This is a genomic window from Pseudomonas sp. NPDC096950, assembly GCF_044762525.1.
Lineage (GTDB): Bacteria > Pseudomonadota > Gammaproteobacteria > Pseudomonadales > Pseudomonadaceae > Aquipseudomonas.
On record NZ_JBIWEL010000015.1, the window covers coordinates 51,752 to 67,127 of the forward strand.

Genomic DNA, 15,376 nt, shown 5'->3' on the forward strand with positions numbered 1-15,376 from the left:
GCAGGGCGCGGTCTTCGCCGACCGCGCAAGGCTTGGGAATGCTGTTTTGGCCGGGACGTGTCCGGAACCATTCACCAATGAGAACGATTGATGTCTTGAAATAATTAGTCGGCAGGCTTCAACCCCAACAGGGCCGGGTGCGTCAGCGTGTCGCAGTTCTCACTCTGCACTTTTGTGGAGCATTAATTCTCTTTCTCAATTGACAATCATTATCATTCAACATAATTTGTCGCTCGATGTGTAGGACGGCTCCGAACCGCTTGTCGTCCCGCAACCCTATTTGCAGCAAGGTGATTTCCATGACGGAACAAGTATCCACAAGCAGGTGCGATTCACCGCTACTTCAGGCCTTTGTCGACAACCGACTGATTCTGGTCAAAATTGCAGCCCGCATTACCGGCTGCCGGTCGCGGGCTGAGGACGTGGTGCAAGATGCGTTTTTCCGGCTGCAATCGGCGCCGCAGATCACCTCTTCGTTCAAGGCTCAGCTCAGCTACCTGTTCCAGATCGTGCGCAACCTGGCGATCGATCACTACCGCAAACAGGCGCTGGAGCAGAAGTATTCAGGCCCTGAAGAGGAAGGTCTGAACGTGGTGATCCAGGGCGCTTCGCCAGAAACTTCGCACATCAATTTCTCGACCCTGGAACACATCGCCGACGCGCTGACCGAGCTGCCCAGCCGCACGCGTTACGCCTTCGAGATGTACCGCCTGCACGGCGTGCCGCAAAAGGACATCGCCAAGGAACTCGGTGTCTCGCCGACCCTGGTGAATTTCATGATTCGCGATGCGCTGGTGCACTGCCGCAAGGTGTCGGGCAGTCGGGCGGATACGTTTGCTCGGCGTTAAGATCCAGAACCTCATCGCCCCATCCATTCGCGAGCAGGCTCGCTCCCACAGGGTTTGCGTTGAACCTGTGGGAGCGAGCCTGCTCGCGAAGGCTGACTCAAGACCGCAGAAGATCTTGAGTCATACCGCTCACGCCAACCTGCACCGATCAAAAAACCGCTCACGCCCCAACACCATCAGCGCCGCGCGCTTGTGCGGGAAGTCGAACTCTTTCTCGCAGTGAAAACACTGGTTGTGCATATGCCCGATCATCTTGGCGTTGTCGGCGCGCGGCTCGGCGACCACACGCTGGGTGCGCGGATCGTCGAGAAACAGGTAATGCACCAGCGCCGATAACCAGCTCGCCACTTTATGTGGACCGCGATGCGCTTCTTCCCCCACCAGCATGTGAATGCCACGGTCGTAATCGCCGGCGTCGTAGAACGGCGCGATGCGATCTTCCTTGGCCCAATAAGCCTCAAAGTACGCAAACGGCTGATCATCGAAACAACCGATCAACGTCAGGGTGTGCGGGTCGGCGTCGAGCCTGCTCAAATACTCGCGATGTTTCTCGAGGCTGCCCTGCTCCTCCCAGAAACTCGCCACTCGCGGACTGTTCTGCCAGCGATTGAAGCGTGTCAGGTCCTGTTCGATTTCCACGGTACGCAAGGAAATCCACGCACCGAGGCGCGCGTCGAAACGTCGATAGACTTCACCGCGAGGTTTGGCCGGGCGCAAGGGATGACGCTTGCCGGCGCTGATGACCATTTGCTGTGGATAAATGCCCGTCAGGGACTCGCCCAGCCACGGCTGCGGCAACTGCCAGAACAGCGTGCGTTCACAACGGTACTCACCCAGCTTTTCGGTCGGGATCAGTAAACCGCTGCGCAAGGCTTCGGTCGGCGCTTCGCCGAGGCGCCAGGTCAGGCGCTGGCAATCCGGATCACGGGCAAACAGCCAATAACACGCCGCCCAGAACGCCTGACCGGCGGGCAACCCGAAGCGTTCTTCCACCTCGATGTGCAACCCGGGCTCGCGGGACAGACGCAAACGAATCAGCGGTTGCCCTTCCAGGCTGAGGCTCAGCCGGCTTTCGGTTTCATCGGCTACAAGACTGCGCCCGGACGGTAACACCAGGGCGGACAGGTCATTCAGATTGGACATGGGTCGGGCTCACAGTAATCGTCGACAGTTCAACGATGTGACGTGAGCCGGGGCGGGAAATTTAAGCGAAGTCTTTAAATCCGCGATCTGTGGCACGTTTCAAGGCTTGGGCACCGGCACCACGGCGATCTTGTACGGCTCGAAAATCTTCAGCATCTGGCCGTTGTCGCGCAAGCCTTGCAGCAACTTGCTGAACGCCGGGCCACTGATCGGCGCGCTCGGGCTGAGCAGTGCGTAGTGGTGATAGACCTGATCGATGCGCTGGGACACCAGCAATTCATCGGCGACTTTCTCGTTGCGCAGCAGGTAATCGCTCAGGTAAGAGCGCGTGACCAGGGCAATGTCCGCGCGATCACGCAGGACCATCAGCAAGTTGCTGTCATGGGAATAGGTCAGCGTGGCGTTGTAATTCTGCGCGAGGAATTTCGGGTCGGCGTTGAAGTTGGCGAATTCATAGTGATAGCCGCTGAACAGCGCCAGACGCTTGCCCGTGAGGTCGGCGAAGTAGCTCTGCTGACGGTCGGGTTTACGTTGCGCGACAAAAATCTCGGCGTCTTCCAGGCCCATGTCGACCGTGGTGTGAGGAATCTCCTTCCAGCCCCAGTCCGGGTTCTCGAAGATCGCCATGTCCACCCGGCCCTGCTTGAAATCACCGAAGCGCCGGGGAATCGAGGTTGGCACCAACACGAACTGGTAGTCGGTCTGCAATTGATTCAAGGCTTCCACCAATTGCGGCAACAGGCCGGTGTCGGCGCCGGACTCCGGGCGCACGGTGTAAGGCGGAAAATGCGCCGCGCCGACCCGCACTTGTTGCGCCGCCTGGGACGGCAACACCCATAGCACTGCAAGTGCCGCCAGTAAAAGCCGCGAGACCGTCCAACTTGGCGAAGACATCAAAACAAACCACTCCCCGAAAAAATACGCATCAATCCATTCAAGCTAGGCGGTTTCGCCTACTTAGCCAGTTTATCGTCGAGATAGACGTCTCACTGCTTCTCTTCAAGCACCAGAATCAACGCCTCATCGGCCAATTGATCGAGGCTCATGCTGCCGCCGGCACGAAACCAGGTAGTGGTCCAGGACAAGGCGCCCGTCAGGAAGCGCCGGGTGATGAACACGTCGCCGCGAATAAACCCGGCGTCCTTGGCCTCCCCCAGCACCTGCAACCAGATTTCTTCATAAATATCCCGCAGGGCCAGCACCTGGACCTGCCCTTCCGCGGACAACGAACGCCATTCATAAACCAGCACCGCCATGGCTTCGCCGCTGCCGCCCATGATCGACTGCAATTCGCAGCGGATCAGCGCCAGCACTCGCTCGCGCACATTACCGGCCTCGGCCAGGGCGGCACGCATCAGCGCGGTGTTGTAGCGAATGGTTTCTTCCATCACCGCGCGCAGGATCTCATCCTTGCTTTTGAAGTGATGAAAAATACTGCCCGACTGAATGCCCACCGCACTGGCCAGATCCCGCACCGTGGTGCGCTCATAACCTTTATTGCGGAACAGATGGGCCGCCACTTGCAGCAGTTTGCCGCGGGCGCTGTCCGGGTCGGTCAATTGGCCGTTGTCGACCAATTCGCGCATCACCCTCAGGGCTTTTTGCTCGTCCACCCGTTCTCTCCTACAGTCGTTCAGTCAGATGCGCTGCTCGCCGCCAAAACAGCAGGGTTGCGCGGGCAATTTAAGCTGGCCGGGGCAACCAAGCAAGCGCTTGGGGCGAAGATATTTTGGGCGTTTACAAACCAAGCGCTTGCTTGGTAGTCTCGAGACACTTCTGTCGGAGCTGAGCATGGAGTTGACTGTGCCAAAAACCATCCGCATCGGTTGCGCCAGTGCCTTCTGGGGCGACACCTCGACCGCCGCCGCGCAACTGGTAGAAGGCGGGCGCCTGGACTATCTGGTGTTCGATTACCTGGCCGAAATCACCCTGTCGATCATGGCCGGCGCCCGGATGAAAGATCCCCAGACCGGCTACGCCAGCGACTTCATCGAAGTCCTCAGCCCTTTGTTACCGCAACTCGCCGAACAGAAGATCCGCGTCATCAGCAACGCTGGCGGGGTCAACCCGCAGGCCTGCGCCGCCGCCCTGCAAGCGGCATGCGACAAGGCCGGTGTGGCGCTGAAGATCGCGGTGCTGCTGGGCGATGACCTGCAACCCCAGTTCAAACAACTCAGCAGCCAAGGCATTCGCGAGATGTTCAGCGGCGCGCCGTTACCACCGATGTGCGTGTCCACCAACGCGTACCTCGGCGCGCCGGGCATCGTCGAAGCCCTGCGCCTGGGGGCGGACATCGTGATCACCGGGCGGGTGGTGGACAGCGCCGTGGTCAGCGCCGCGCTGGTGCATGAATTCGGCTGGTCATGGCACGACTACGACAAACTGGCCCAGGCCGCGCTGGCCGGGCACATCATCGAATGCGGCGCCCAATGCACCGGCGGCAACTTCACCGATTGGCGCGACGTGCCCGACTACGAACACATCGGTTTTCCCATCGTCGAAGTCAGCGCCGACAGCCAGTTCATCGTCAGCAAGCCCGAAGGCTCCGGCGGACTGGTCACGCCACTGACGGTCGGCGAGCAGATGCTCTATGAAATCGGCGACCCACGGGCCTATCTGTTGCCGGACGTGGTCTGCGATTTCAGTCAGGTCAAACTCCAGCAACAAGGCAAAAACGCGGTTCAGGTGCACGGCGCCAAAGGCCTGCCGCCGACGGATCAGTACAAGGTCAGCGCGACTTACCCGGACGGTTTCCGCTGCACCGCCAGTTGCCTGATTGCCGGCATCGATGCAGTGGACAAGGCCCGGCGGGTCAGCGAGGCGATCATCAACAAGACGTCGGAGATTTTCAGCCAACGCGGCTGGGCGCCCTACAGCGAAGTGAACATCGAACTGCTCGGCAGCGAGGCCACCTACGGCCCCCACGGCCAACGCCAGGACAGCCGCGAAGTGGTGATCAAACTTGCGGTGCGTCACCCGAGCAAACAGGCGTTGATCGTGTTCTCCCGGGAAATCGCCCAGGCCGCCACCGGCATGGCACCGGGACTGACCGGGATCGTCGGCGGCCGGCCAACGGTGTATCCGCTGATCCGGCTGTTCTCGTTCCTGATCGACAAAACGGCCTGCACGCTGGAGATTGATCTCAAGGGTCAACGCCATTCCTGCGCCCTTCCCGCCCTTGATGCGCTCGACACCGCTGATTTGCCCGAGCCGTTTGAGCCGCCCAAACCCACCGAGCGGGCCGACGCCAGTGTTGCGTTGATCAAACTCGCGGTGGCGCGCTCCGGCGACAAGGGCAATCACAGCAACATCGGGGTCATGGCCCGTGATCCACAGTTCCTGCCATGGATCGCCGAAGCGCTGACGCCGGAAGTCATCGTTGACTGGATGAGCCACGTGCTCGACCCGGTCCACGGGCGCGTCGAGCGCTGGTATCTGCCCGGCACCCACAGCTTGAATTTCCTGTTGGAAAACGCCCTCGGCGGTGGCGGCGTGGCCAGCCTGCGGATCGATCCGCAAGGCAAAGCCTTCGCCCAGCAACTGCTGGAGATGCAGATTCCAGTGCCCCAGCACATCGCCGACCAGGTCAACTAGAGGACCGCTGCCATGGCTTACGACTCGATTTTCAAACCCGATCTGTTCGCTGGCCAAACCATTATTGTCACCGGCGGCGGCAGCGGCATCGGCCGTTGCACCGCCCACGAACTGGCGGCCCTCGGTGCCCATGTGCTGCTGGTGGGGCGCAATGCCGACAAACTGAAAAACGTCGCCGCCGAGATTGCCGAAGACGGTGGCAAGGCGGACTGGAAGGCCTGCGATATTCGCGAGGAAGAAGCGGTCAAGCATCTGGTCAGCGAGTTGATCCGCCTGCATGGGCCGATTCATGGTCTGGTCAACAATGCCGGCGGGCAATTCCCGTCGCCATTGGCCTCGATCAATCAGAAGGGGTTCGAAACCGTGATGCGCACCAACCTGGTGGGCGGTTTCCTGATGGCTCGGGAAGTGTTCAACCAATCCATGAGCAAACACGGCGGGGCCATCGTCAACATGCTCGCCGACATGTGGGGCGGCATGCCCGGCATGGGTCATTCGGGGGCGTCGCGCTCGGGCATGGACAACCTGACCAAGACCGCCGCGTTCGAATGGGGTTACGCCGGGGTGCGGGTCAATGCCGTGGCGCCGGGCTGGATTGCTTCCAGCGGTATGGACACCTACGAAGGTGCGTTCAAAGCCGTGATCCCGACCCTGCGCGAGCATGTGCCGCTCAAGCGTATCGGCACCGAATCGGAAGTCAGCGCGGCGATTGTGTTCCTGCTCAGCCCGGCGGCGGCGTTTGTCAGTGGCAGCACATTGCGCATCGACGGCGCGGCGAGCCTGGGCGGTCGGGCGTGGCCGATTCACAAGGCGCAGAACAGCGAATCGTATAACGGCTTTCACCGCGCCTACTTACCCGACGTGCTCAAGGACAAGGAGTAAGCCATGCCGGTGATTGAGTCCCAGATCGACCCTTTCAGCGAACAGTTCGCGCAAAACCGTGCGGCGATGCTGATGGCTATCGAGCACGTCCGCCAACTCGAACAAAACCTGCTGAACAAGGCTGCCGAAGCCAAGGCCAAATTCGACAAGCGCGGCCAACTGCTACCCCGTGAACGCCTCAACCTGCTGCTCGACCCCGGCGCACCGTTCCTTGAACTGGCGAGCCTGGCTGGCTACAAGCTGCACGACGACAAGGACGGCAGTTCTGCCGGTGGCGGGCTGATTGCCGGGATCGGTTACGTATCCGGCGCGCGGGTGCTGGTAGTGGCGAACAACAGCGCGATCAAGGGAGGGACCATTTCCCCCAGTGGTTTGAAAAAGTCCCTGCGCCTGCAACAGATCGCCATGGAAAACAAACTGCCGGTGATTACCCTGGCCGAGAGCGGCGGCGCCAACCTCAATTACGCCGCCGAGATTTTCATCGAAGGCGCGCGCAGCTTTGCCAATCAGGCGCGGATGTCGGCTATGGGTTTGCCGCAGATCACCGTCGTCCACGGCTCGGCCACGGCGGGCGGCGCGTATCAACCGGGCTTGTCGGATTACGTGGTGGTGGTGCGCGGCAAGGCCAAATTGTTTCTCGCCGGCCCGCCGCTGTTAAAAGCCGCCACCGGCGAAGTCGCCACCGATGAAGAATTGGGCGGTGCCGAGATGCACGCACAAACCGCCGGCACCGCCGAATACCTGGCCGAGAACGATGCCGACGGTGTGCGCCTGGTGCGGGAGATTGTCAGCCTGTTGCGGTGGAACGATCAGCTGCAATGGTTACCCGAGCGCCAATGGAAAGAACCGCTCTACCCCATCGACGAATTGCTTGGGCTGATCCCGGACGATCCGAAAAAACCCTACGACGTGCGCGAGATCATCGCGCGGATTGCCGACGGTTCGAACTTCCTTGAATTCAAGGAAGAGTTCGATCAGCAGACGATCTGCGGCCACCTGAAAATCCAGGGTCGCGCCTGCGGCGTCATCGGCAACAACGGCCCGATCACGCCCAAGGGCGCGAGCAAGGCTGCGCAGTTCATTCAGCTCTGCGACCAGAGCCAGACGCCGCTGCTGTTCTTCCACAACACCACCGGGTTCATGGTCGGCACCGAGTCGGAACAGCAAGGCGTGATCAAGCACGGCGCGAAGATGATTCAGGCAGTCGCCAACGCCCGAGTGCCGAAACTGACCATCGTCGTCGGCGGTTCCTACGGTGCGGGCAACTACGCGATGTGTGGCCGTGGCCTCGACCCGCGCTTCATCTTCGCCTGGCCGAATAGCCGGACCGCCGTGATGGGCGGCGCCCAGGCCGGCAAGGTGTTGCGGATCGTCACCGAGGCCAAACAGCTCAAGGACGGCGTGGTGCCGGACCCGAAAATGCTCGACATGCTGGAGCAGGTCACCGCGCAGAAACTCGACAGCCAATCCACCGCACTTTATGGCAGCGCCAGTTTGTGGGACGACGGGCTGATCGATCCGCGGGACACCCGGACGTTGCTCGGGTATTTGCTGGATATCTGTCATGAAGCCGAGGTTCGGCCGCTGCAAGCCAACAGTTTTGGTGTCGCACGTTTTTGATGACGCAGAGCGTCTAAGGCTGCATTCCCACGCAGAGCGTGGGAACGATCAGATCAGGAGAACAATAAAAATGATCTTCACCCAGGAACACGAAGCACTGCGCCGCACCGTTCGCCAGTTCGTCGATCACGAGATCAACCCGCACGTCGAGGAGTGGGAAAAGGCCGGACGCTTTCCGATCCATGAGATTTTCCGCAAGGCCGGCGACTTGGGTCTGCTGGGGATTTCCAAGCCGGAAAAATTCGGCGGCATGGGCCTCGATTACAGCTACTCGATTGTCGCTGCCGAAGAATTCGGCACCATTCATTGCGGCGGGATCCCGATGTCCATCGGCGTGCAAACCGACATGTGCACCCCGGCCCTCGCCCGTTTCGGCTCCGATGAATTGCGTGATGAGTTCCTGAGGCCCGCGATCACCGGCGAGCAGGTCGGCTGCATCGGCGTCTCGGAAGTCGGCGCCGGCTCTGATGTCGCCGGGCTGAAAACCACTGCGCGCAAGGACGGCGACGACTACGTGATCAACGGCAGCAAGATGTGGATCACCAACTCGCCGAGCGCCGACTTCATCTGCCTGCTGGCCAACACCTCGGACGACAAACCCCACGTCAACAAGTCGCTGATCATGGTGCCGATGAATACGCCGGGCATCAGCCTGAGTTCACACCTGGACAAGCTTGGCATGCGCAGTTCGGAAACCGCCCAGGTGTTTTTCGACAATGTGCGCGTGCCCCAGCGCAACCGCATCGGCCACGAAGGCGCGGGGTTCATGATGCAGATGTTGCAGTTCCAGGAGGAACGCCTGTTTGGCGCGGCGAACATGATCAAAGGCCTGGAATACTGCATCGACAGCACCATCGAGTACTGCAAGGAGCGCAAGACGTTCGGCAATGCGCTGATCGACAATCAGGTGATCCACTTCCGCCTCGCGGAACTGCAAACCGAAATCGAATGCCTGCGGGCGCTGGTCTACCAGGCCACCGAGCAATACATCAAAGGCCAGGACGTCACGCGCCTGGCCTCGATGGCCAAACTCAAGGCCGGTCGCCTGGGCCGGGAAGTCAGCGACAGTTGCCTGCAATATTGGGGCGGCATGGGCTTCATGTGGGACAACCCGGTGGCCCGGGCCTACCGCGACGTGCGGCTGGTGTCGATTGGCGGCGGTGCCGACGAAATCATGCTGGGCATCATCTGCAAGCTCATGGGCACCCTGCCGGGGAAAAAGAAATGAACAGCCTGCCGGAGTGCCAGACGCTGTTGCTCGAGCGCCACAACGGCGTGTTGCACATCACCCTCAACCGCCCGGAAAGCCGCAATGCCATGAGCTTGCAAATGGTCGCCGAACTGCGCGCGGTGCTGACGGCAGTGCATGACGACCGGGCCGTGCGAGCGTTGGTGATCAGCGGTGCCGGCGGGCATTTCTGCGCCGGCGGCGACATCAAGGACATGGCCAACGCCCGCGCCCAAGGCCCGGACGCTTATCGCGACTTGAATCGTGCATTCGGTGCGCTGCTGCAAGAGGTGCAACACGCCCCGCAAGTGGTGATCACGGTGCTGCAAGGCGCAGTGCTCGGCGGTGGTTTCGGTCTGGCCTGCGTCAGCGATGTCGCGCTGGCGGATCATCAGGCGCAATTCGGTTTGCCGGAAACCAGCCTCGGTCTGCTGCCGGCTCAGATTGCGCCCTTCGTGGTCCAGCGCATTGGGCTGACCCAGGCACGCAGACTGGCCCTGACGGCGGCGCGGTTCGATGGCACCCAGGCGCGGCGCATGGGGCTGGTGCATTTTGTCGAACATGACGCGCAGGCCCTGGCCGAACGCCTCGAAGAAGTATTGGCGCATGTGTTGTGCTGCGCGCCGGGGGCGAATGCGTTGACGAAAAAACTGTTGCTGACGAGTGCCGGACAGCCTTCCGATGAATTGTTGAATCAAGCCGCCGAGTGGTTCAGCGAAGCGGTGACCGGGGCTGAAGGGGTCGAGGGGACCATGGCCTTTGTGCAAAAGCGAAAACCGGGGTGGGCCTCTTAAAAGCTTCGCGAGCAAGCCCGCTCCCACAGTGTAAACGCATTCCAAATGTGGGAGCGAGGCTTGCCCGCGAAGAGGCCATCACATCCACCGCAAAACCAAGGGAATAAACCATGCCCGGACTCCGCAAAATCCTGATCGCCAACCGCGGTGAAATCGCCTGCCGCATCCAGCGCACCGCCCAGGCCCTGGGCTACCGTACCGTCGCGGTGTTCAGCGACGCCGACGCCGCTGCCCTGCACGTTCAGATGGCCGACGAAGCCGTAAACATTGGCCCCGCCCCGGTGCAGCAGTCCTACCTGAACATCCCGGCGATCATCGAGGCCGCCCGCCGCACCGGCGCTGATGCGATCCATCCCGGCTATGGCTTCCTCTCGGAAAACGCCGAATTCGCCCTCGCCTGCCAACAGGCCAACATCACCTTCATCGGCCCCAGCCCCGAAGCCATTGAGCTGATGGGCAGCAAACGCCTGTCGAAACTCGCCATGATTGAAGCCGGTGTGCCCTGCATCAGCGGTTATCAAGGGGCCGCACAGGACGACGAGACCCTCAGCCGCGAGGCCGATCGAATCGGCTACCCGCTGATGATCAAGGCCAGCGCTGGCGGTGGTGGGCGTGGCATGCGTCTGGTGCACGATGCCAGTGATTTGCTGGAACAACTGCGCACGGCACGTTCCGAAGCCCTGCACGGCTTTGGCAGTGATGAATTGATTCTCGAACAGGCGCTGATTGATCCGCGCCACGTCGAGGTGCAGGTGTTCGGCGACCAGCACGGCAACCTGATCTACCTCGGCGAGCGCGACTGTTCGATCCAGCGCCGGCACCAGAAAATCATCGAGGAAGCGCCTTGCCCGGTGATGACCGCCGAATTGCGCCAGGCCATGGGCGAAGCGGCGCTCAAGGCCGGACGCGCGGTGAGTTATGTCGGCGCTGGCACGGTGGAGTTTCTGCTGGATGCACGCGGGCAGTTTTACTTTCTGGAGATGAACACCCGGCTGCAAGTGGAACACCCCGTGACCGAACTGATCACCGGCCTGGACCTGGTGGCCTGGCAACTGCACGTTGCCGAAGGTCTGCCGCTGCCATTGCGTCAGGATCAGGTGCGACTCGACGGGCATGCCATCGAAGTGCGTTTGTACGCCGAAGACCCGGCCCAGGGTTTCCTGCCGCAGACCGGACGCATCGACGCGTGGGAGCCGGCGTTGCAAAGCGGTGTGCGCATCGACCATGGCCTGATCGAAGGCCAGCCCATCAGCCCCTTCTACGACCCGCTGCTGGGCAAACTCATCGCCCACGGCGCCACCCGTGAAGAAGCCCGGCGCAAGTTGGTGCGAGCTGTACAGGACAGCGTGCTGCTGGGCGTGCAAAGCAATCAGCGCCTGCTCGCCAGCCTTCTCGAACACCCACAATTTATCAGCGGCGAATTCAGCACCGGGTTTATCCCGACGCACTTCGCCGAACATCCCTGCCTGCATGCCCACGTTCCGAGCGCCGAAGAACTGGCCATCGCGACGACGCTGCTCTATCAGGCTTCAGCACAGCAACACGCCATCCCGTTGGCCGGTTGGCGCAACAATGCCAGCGTGCCACTGCACTACCGGATCGGCGTGGAAGACCGGGACTGGACCGTGGAATTGAATGCGGAGCCTGGTGAGCCGTTCCGGCTACAGGTCGGCGATCGGATGCTCACATTGAAGATCCTCCACTGCGACGGACACCACGCCACCCTGGAAATCGATGGCATCCGCCAACGTCACGCCTACCGCCTCGACGCCGGACAGCTCTGGCTGTTTACCCGCCCCGGCAGCCTGAGACTGGAAGATCGCACCCAACAGCCGGTCAGCAGCCTTGCCAGCGTCAGCTCCGGCACGCTCAAGGCACCGATGGACGGGGCGATCGTCGACGTGCTGGTCAGTGAGGGCAGCACCGTCAGCAAGGGGCAGCTATTGGTAGTGCTGGAGGCCATGAAAATGGAGCATCCGCTGAAATCCGGCATCGACGGCGTGCTCAAACGCTTGCAGGTCAGGGTCGGCGACCAGGTCAAAAATCGTCAGATTTTGTTGGAGGTCGAATAAGGCGCTAGGCGGATCCGCCGGGTTTGGCTACGCTCAAGCCCTATCAGGACGCGGATACCAGGAACCTTGCGATGCCTCACTGGTTGGTCATTGATCTGGAAGCCACCACCGATGAGGGCGGCTGGCCAGTCACAGAGATGGAAATCATCGAAATCGGTGCCACCCTGGTGGACCGAAAAGGCCGGGAACTGGATCAATTCCAGCGCTTCGTACGCCCGACGCGCCGGCCATTGCTGACACCGTTTTGCCGCGAGTTGACCCACATCACCCAGGCCAATATCGATACCGCGCAGCCGCTGACCGAGGTCTGGCCGGCGTTCGAGCGCTGGCTCGGCCAGCATCATTCGCGTCTGGAGGGGTGGGCCAGTTGGGGCGATTACGACCGAAAACAATTGCTTCAGGAATGGCAGCGCCTGCAACTCGAGAGTTTCTTGAGCCAAGTGCCGCACATGAACCTCAAGCAGCGTTTCGCCAAGGCACGGCGACTGGAACGGCCGTTGGGGCTCAACGGCGCGCTGCAACTGGCGGGCATGCAGTTCAATGGCCAGCAGCACCGGGCACTGGAGGACGCACGCAATACCGCGCGGTTATTGCCACTGGTACTTCCCATCTAGGCAGGTGACGACACAAGGGGCGTTGTGCATACTGGCCGGCCCTTTTAAGCCCTTTTTCGAGGAATCGCCCATGTTTAAAGTCAACGAGTACTTCGACGGCACCGTCAAGTCGATCGCCTTTGGCACTGCTGAAGGTCCGGCGACCATCGGCGTCATGGCCCCGGGCGAATACGAATTCGGCACCAGCCAGCGTGAAATCATGCACGTGGTGACCGGCGCCCTGACCGTCAAGTTGCCGGACAGCAGCGACTGGGAAACCTTCGCCGCCGGCAGCCAGTTCAACGTACCCGCCAACAGCAAATTCCAGCTGAAAGTGGCCGTCGACACCGCTTACCTGTGCGAATACCGCGGCTAAAACCCTGGGTTTTCACAGCGACAAAAAATGCCCGTGTCCAAGGACACGGGCATTTTTCGTTCATAGTGCCGGTTACTCGAGGATCGTTACCGGCATGCCGACTTTAAGTCGACCGTTGCTGTCGTTGACCAGGTTCTGGCCGAACATCGCGCCATCCTCTTCCGCCCGGTACTTCTGCAGCGTGGCCAGTGGCTCGCGATCTTCACTGCGGACACCGGTTTGCGGATCAATAGTCGTCAGGATGCAGCGCGAGCACGACTTGACTACGCGAAACTCGACGTCGCCGATGCGAATGCGTTTCCAGCCATCTTCGGCATAGGCCTCGCTGCCTTCGATCACCAGATTGGGCCGGAAGCGCAGCATTTCCAGCGGACGCCCTACTCTGCTCGACAAGTCTTCCAGCGACGCCTGCCCGATCAGCAACAGCGGGAAGCCATCGGCGAAGGCCACCTGATCGTCGTCCTTGCCGTAACCGGCCTGGGTGGTGCGCGCGCGATCCAGCGGCACTTGCACCAGCCGCGTCGGCTTGCCGATGAATTGACTGACCCAGGCACCCGCCGCGTCGCCGGCATCAGGCACACGCAAGGTGTCGCGCCAAATGGTCACGCCGCGCAGTTCTGCTTCCGTGCCGGGCAAGGCGATATCGATCGGTGCATGGCCCGGCGCACTGAGGGTCAGGCCGCCGTCGGCATTCCACAACGCCGACAACTGGCTCATCTGCGCCACTGCCCGTTGGGTCAGGAAGCGCCCGCTGGCTTCGTCTACCAGCATCCAGCGTCGATCACCGTCCAGGCCCAGTTTGTCGAGGCTGACCTGTTGCAGGGTCTCGCCCTTGCCGGATTTCAACGGATAACGATAAAGCGCGCTCAGACGCAGCATTGCCTGCTCCCTGGTGGGCAAAAAAAGCCACCCTATACGAGCTTGATCACTGAATCAAAGGCAAAAAAACCTGTGGGAGCGGGCTTGCTCGCGAAAGCGGCTTAACATTCAACATTGATGTCGACTGTCCTACCGCTTTCGCGAGCAAGCCCGCTCCCACAGGTGGATCGTGTACTACCTTATGCCGGCACTTCGTCGAGCATCAGGCGCTGGCGCACTACATCCACAAGCTTGTCCGGCTGGAACTTGGAGAGGAAGTTGTCGCAGCCGACCTTCTTCACCATCGAATCGTTGAAACTGCCGGACAACGAGGTGTGCAGGACCACGTAGAGGCCACGCAGGCGCGGGTCGTTACGGATCTCGGTGGTCAGGCGATAGCCGTCCATTTCCGGCATTTCCGCGTCGGTGAAGATCATCAGCAGTTTGTCGGTCATGACCACGCCGGTATCGGCCCAGGCCTTGAGCATGTTCAGGGCTTTCAGGCCATCGCTGGCGATGTGCATCTTCACGCCCAACTGGCCAAGGGTGTCACGCAGTTGCGAGAGCGCCACGTTGGAGTCGTCCACCAGCAGCACTTCACGGCCACGGGCGCGTTCCAGCACCGGGTCATCGAGTTTGTCCTTGGACACTTTGGCGTTGTAAGGGACGATTTCGGCGAGGACTTTTTCCACGTCGATGATTTCCACCAACTGGTCATCGACCTTGCTGATAGCCGTCAGGTAATGCTGGCGACCGGCGCTGGTCGGCGGCGGCAGAATGGCTTCCCAGTTCATGTTGACGATGCGGTCCACACCACCGACCAGGAACGCCTGCACCGAGCGGTTGTACTCGGTGACGATGATCGTGCTGGTTGGGCTTGGCACCAGGGGACGCATGCCGATGGCCTGGGACAGGTCGATCACCGGCAACGTCTGGCCACGCAGGTTGACCACACCGCAGACAAACGGGTGACGCTGGGGCATCAGGGTCAGTTTCGGCAGTTGCAGGACTTCTTGAACTTTAAAGACGTTGATCGCGAACAATTGTCGCCCGGCCAACCGGAACATGAGAATTTCCAGGCGATTCTCACCCACCAGTTGCGTGCGTTGGTCTACCGTGTCGAGAATGCCGGCCATCAATGACTCCTGGGCTTGTTCTGATGAATTCACTAAAGAGGGTTATCGGCTGTTATTGCCGGACCTTGACCCCCCGACAAAATGCCATGCTCAGGCATTGATGTCACATTAACATCATGCTTTACTGGCCTCGTGATTTTCATCACGCTTTATTCCCTGCCGCGCGACCTCGGTTTGCACGATAGGTTCCCCTGTGTAAGGGATTCCCCTAGTAACAATCAGGCCCAACCTG

At 60.9% G+C, this 15,376-nt stretch carries 14 protein-coding genes and 1 pseudogene; 10 read left to right on the forward strand and 5 right to left on the reverse strand.

The features are described 5' to 3' along the window. Positions 1-299 precede the first annotated feature (299 nt). Positions 300-848: an RNA polymerase factor sigma-70 gene (locus tag ACIQY3_RS21610; protein ID WP_054614033.1), complete on the forward strand. Its 549-nt coding sequence runs from the start codon at positions 300-302 to the stop codon at positions 846-848. 129 nt (positions 849-977) lie between these two features. Here the strand turns inward: ACIQY3_RS21610 and ACIQY3_RS21615 are convergent, their stop codons facing one another. The 3 genes from ACIQY3_RS21615 to ACIQY3_RS21625 all read right to left on the reverse strand — a co-directional run bounded on the left by ACIQY3_RS21615 (position 978) and on the right by ACIQY3_RS21625 (position 3,604). Then, positions 978-1,991, reverse strand: coding sequence for a GNAT family N-acetyltransferase (locus ACIQY3_RS21615; RefSeq protein WP_403023317.1), 1,014 nt, complete (start codon positions 1,989-1,991; stop codon positions 978-980). A 99-nt stretch (positions 1,992-2,090) separates the two neighbouring features. After that, on the reverse strand, positions 2,091-2,885 hold the full coding sequence (locus tag ACIQY3_RS21620; protein WP_403023320.1) for a substrate-binding periplasmic protein: 795 nt from the start codon (positions 2,883-2,885) through the stop codon (positions 2,091-2,093). Between the two features lie 92 nt (positions 2,886-2,977). Then, on the reverse strand, positions 2,978-3,604 hold the full coding sequence (locus ACIQY3_RS21625; protein WP_403023323.1) for a TetR/AcrR family transcriptional regulator: 627 nt from the start codon (positions 3,602-3,604) through the stop codon (positions 2,978-2,980). A 190-nt stretch (positions 3,605-3,794) separates the two neighbouring features. On the opposite strand from ACIQY3_RS21625, the gene ACIQY3_RS21630 reads away from it, so the two are divergent. The 9 genes and pseudogenes from ACIQY3_RS21630 to ACIQY3_RS21670 all read left to right on the forward strand — a co-directional run bounded on the left by ACIQY3_RS21630 (position 3,795) and on the right by ACIQY3_RS21670 (position 13,150). After that, positions 3,795-5,585, forward strand: coding sequence for an acyclic terpene utilization AtuA family protein (locus ACIQY3_RS21630; RefSeq protein ID WP_403023609.1), 1,791 nt, complete (start codon positions 3,795-3,797; stop codon positions 5,583-5,585). Between the two features lie 12 nt (positions 5,586-5,597). Next, positions 5,598-6,467, forward strand: a complete 870-nt coding sequence (locus tag ACIQY3_RS21635; RefSeq protein WP_403023326.1) for an SDR family oxidoreductase — start codon at positions 5,598-5,600, stop codon at positions 6,465-6,467. A 3-nt stretch (positions 6,468-6,470) separates the two neighbouring features. Continuing rightward, complete coding sequence (gene atuC, locus ACIQY3_RS21640) at positions 6,471-8,087, forward strand: geranyl-CoA carboxylase subunit beta (RefSeq protein WP_403023329.1); 1,617 nt, start codon at positions 6,471-6,473, stop codon at positions 8,085-8,087. 70 nt (positions 8,088-8,157) lie between these two features. Further along, on the forward strand, positions 8,158-9,315 hold the full coding sequence (atuD, locus tag ACIQY3_RS21645; protein ID WP_403023332.1) for a citronellyl-CoA dehydrogenase: 1,158 nt from the start codon (positions 8,158-8,160) through the stop codon (positions 9,313-9,315). After that, positions 9,312-10,109, forward strand: coding sequence for an enoyl-CoA hydratase/isomerase family protein (locus tag ACIQY3_RS21650; protein WP_403023335.1), 798 nt, complete (start codon positions 9,312-9,314; stop codon positions 10,107-10,109). The genes atuD and ACIQY3_RS21650 overlap by 4 nt, the downstream gene beginning before the upstream one ends. Positions 10,110-10,219: 110 nt before the next feature. Then, positions 10,220-11,687: pseudogene (locus ACIQY3_RS21655) on the forward strand (acetyl/propionyl/methylcrotonyl-CoA carboxylase subunit alpha); the annotation flags it as partial. A gap of 101 nt (positions 11,688-11,788) precedes the next feature. Beyond that, positions 11,789-12,181 (forward strand): biotin/lipoyl-containing protein, encoded by a 393-nt coding sequence (locus ACIQY3_RS21660; protein WP_403023612.1) that lies wholly within the window; start codon positions 11,789-11,791, stop codon positions 12,179-12,181. Positions 12,182-12,252: 71 nt separating this feature from the next. Beyond that, entirely contained in the window at positions 12,253-12,795 is a 543-nt protein-coding gene (locus tag ACIQY3_RS21665; RefSeq protein WP_403023338.1) for an exonuclease domain-containing protein, read from the forward strand. A 70-nt stretch (positions 12,796-12,865) separates the two neighbouring features. Then, a complete protein-coding gene (locus ACIQY3_RS21670; RefSeq protein WP_054614024.1) occupies positions 12,866-13,150 on the forward strand; it encodes a pyrimidine/purine nucleoside phosphorylase in 285 nt (94 codons plus the stop codon). Positions 13,151-13,222: 72 nt separating this feature from the next. On the opposite strand, the gene ACIQY3_RS21675 is transcribed toward ACIQY3_RS21670, so the two are convergent. After that, a complete protein-coding gene (locus tag ACIQY3_RS21675) occupies positions 13,223-14,029 on the reverse strand; it encodes an MOSC domain-containing protein (RefSeq protein ID WP_403023341.1) in 807 nt (268 codons plus the stop codon). 179 nt (positions 14,030-14,208) lie between these two features. Continuing rightward, positions 14,209-15,144, reverse strand: coding sequence for a chemotaxis protein CheV (locus ACIQY3_RS21680; RefSeq protein ID WP_054052105.1), 936 nt, complete (start codon positions 15,142-15,144; stop codon positions 14,209-14,211). Positions 15,145-15,376: the final 232 nt, after the last annotated feature.

Coding starts and splice junctions, on each gene's coding strand:
- ACIQY3_RS21665 (WP_403023338.1), top strand. CDS start 12,253: ATGCCTCACTGGTTGGTCATTGATCTGGAAGCCACCACCGATGAGGGC.
- atuD (WP_403023332.1), top strand. CDS start 8,158: ATGATCTTCACCCAGGAACACGAAGCACTGCGCCGCACCGTTCGCCAG.
- ACIQY3_RS21610 (WP_054614033.1), top strand. CDS start 300: ATGACGGAACAAGTATCCACAAGCAGGTGCGATTCACCGCTACTTCAG.
- atuC (WP_403023329.1), top strand. CDS start 6,471: ATGCCGGTGATTGAGTCCCAGATCGACCCTTTCAGCGAACAGTTCGCG.
- ACIQY3_RS21660 (WP_403023612.1), top strand. CDS start 11,789: ATGCTCACATTGAAGATCCTCCACTGCGACGGACACCACGCCACCCTG.
- ACIQY3_RS21620 (WP_403023320.1), bottom strand. CDS start 2,885: ATGTCTTCGCCAAGTTGGACGGTCTCGCGGCTTTTACTGGCGGCACTT.
- ACIQY3_RS21635 (WP_403023326.1), top strand. CDS start 5,598: ATGGCTTACGACTCGATTTTCAAACCCGATCTGTTCGCTGGCCAAACC.
- ACIQY3_RS21650 (WP_403023335.1), top strand. CDS start 9,312: ATGAACAGCCTGCCGGAGTGCCAGACGCTGTTGCTCGAGCGCCACAAC.
- ACIQY3_RS21675 (WP_403023341.1), bottom strand. CDS start 14,029: ATGCTGCGTCTGAGCGCGCTTTATCGTTATCCGTTGAAATCCGGCAAG.
- ACIQY3_RS21680 (WP_054052105.1), bottom strand. CDS start 15,144: ATGGCCGGCATTCTCGACACGGTAGACCAACGCACGCAACTGGTGGGT.
- ACIQY3_RS21670 (WP_054614024.1), top strand. CDS start 12,866: ATGTTTAAAGTCAACGAGTACTTCGACGGCACCGTCAAGTCGATCGCC.
- ACIQY3_RS21615 (WP_403023317.1), bottom strand. CDS start 1,991: ATGTCCAATCTGAATGACCTGTCCGCCCTGGTGTTACCGTCCGGGCGC.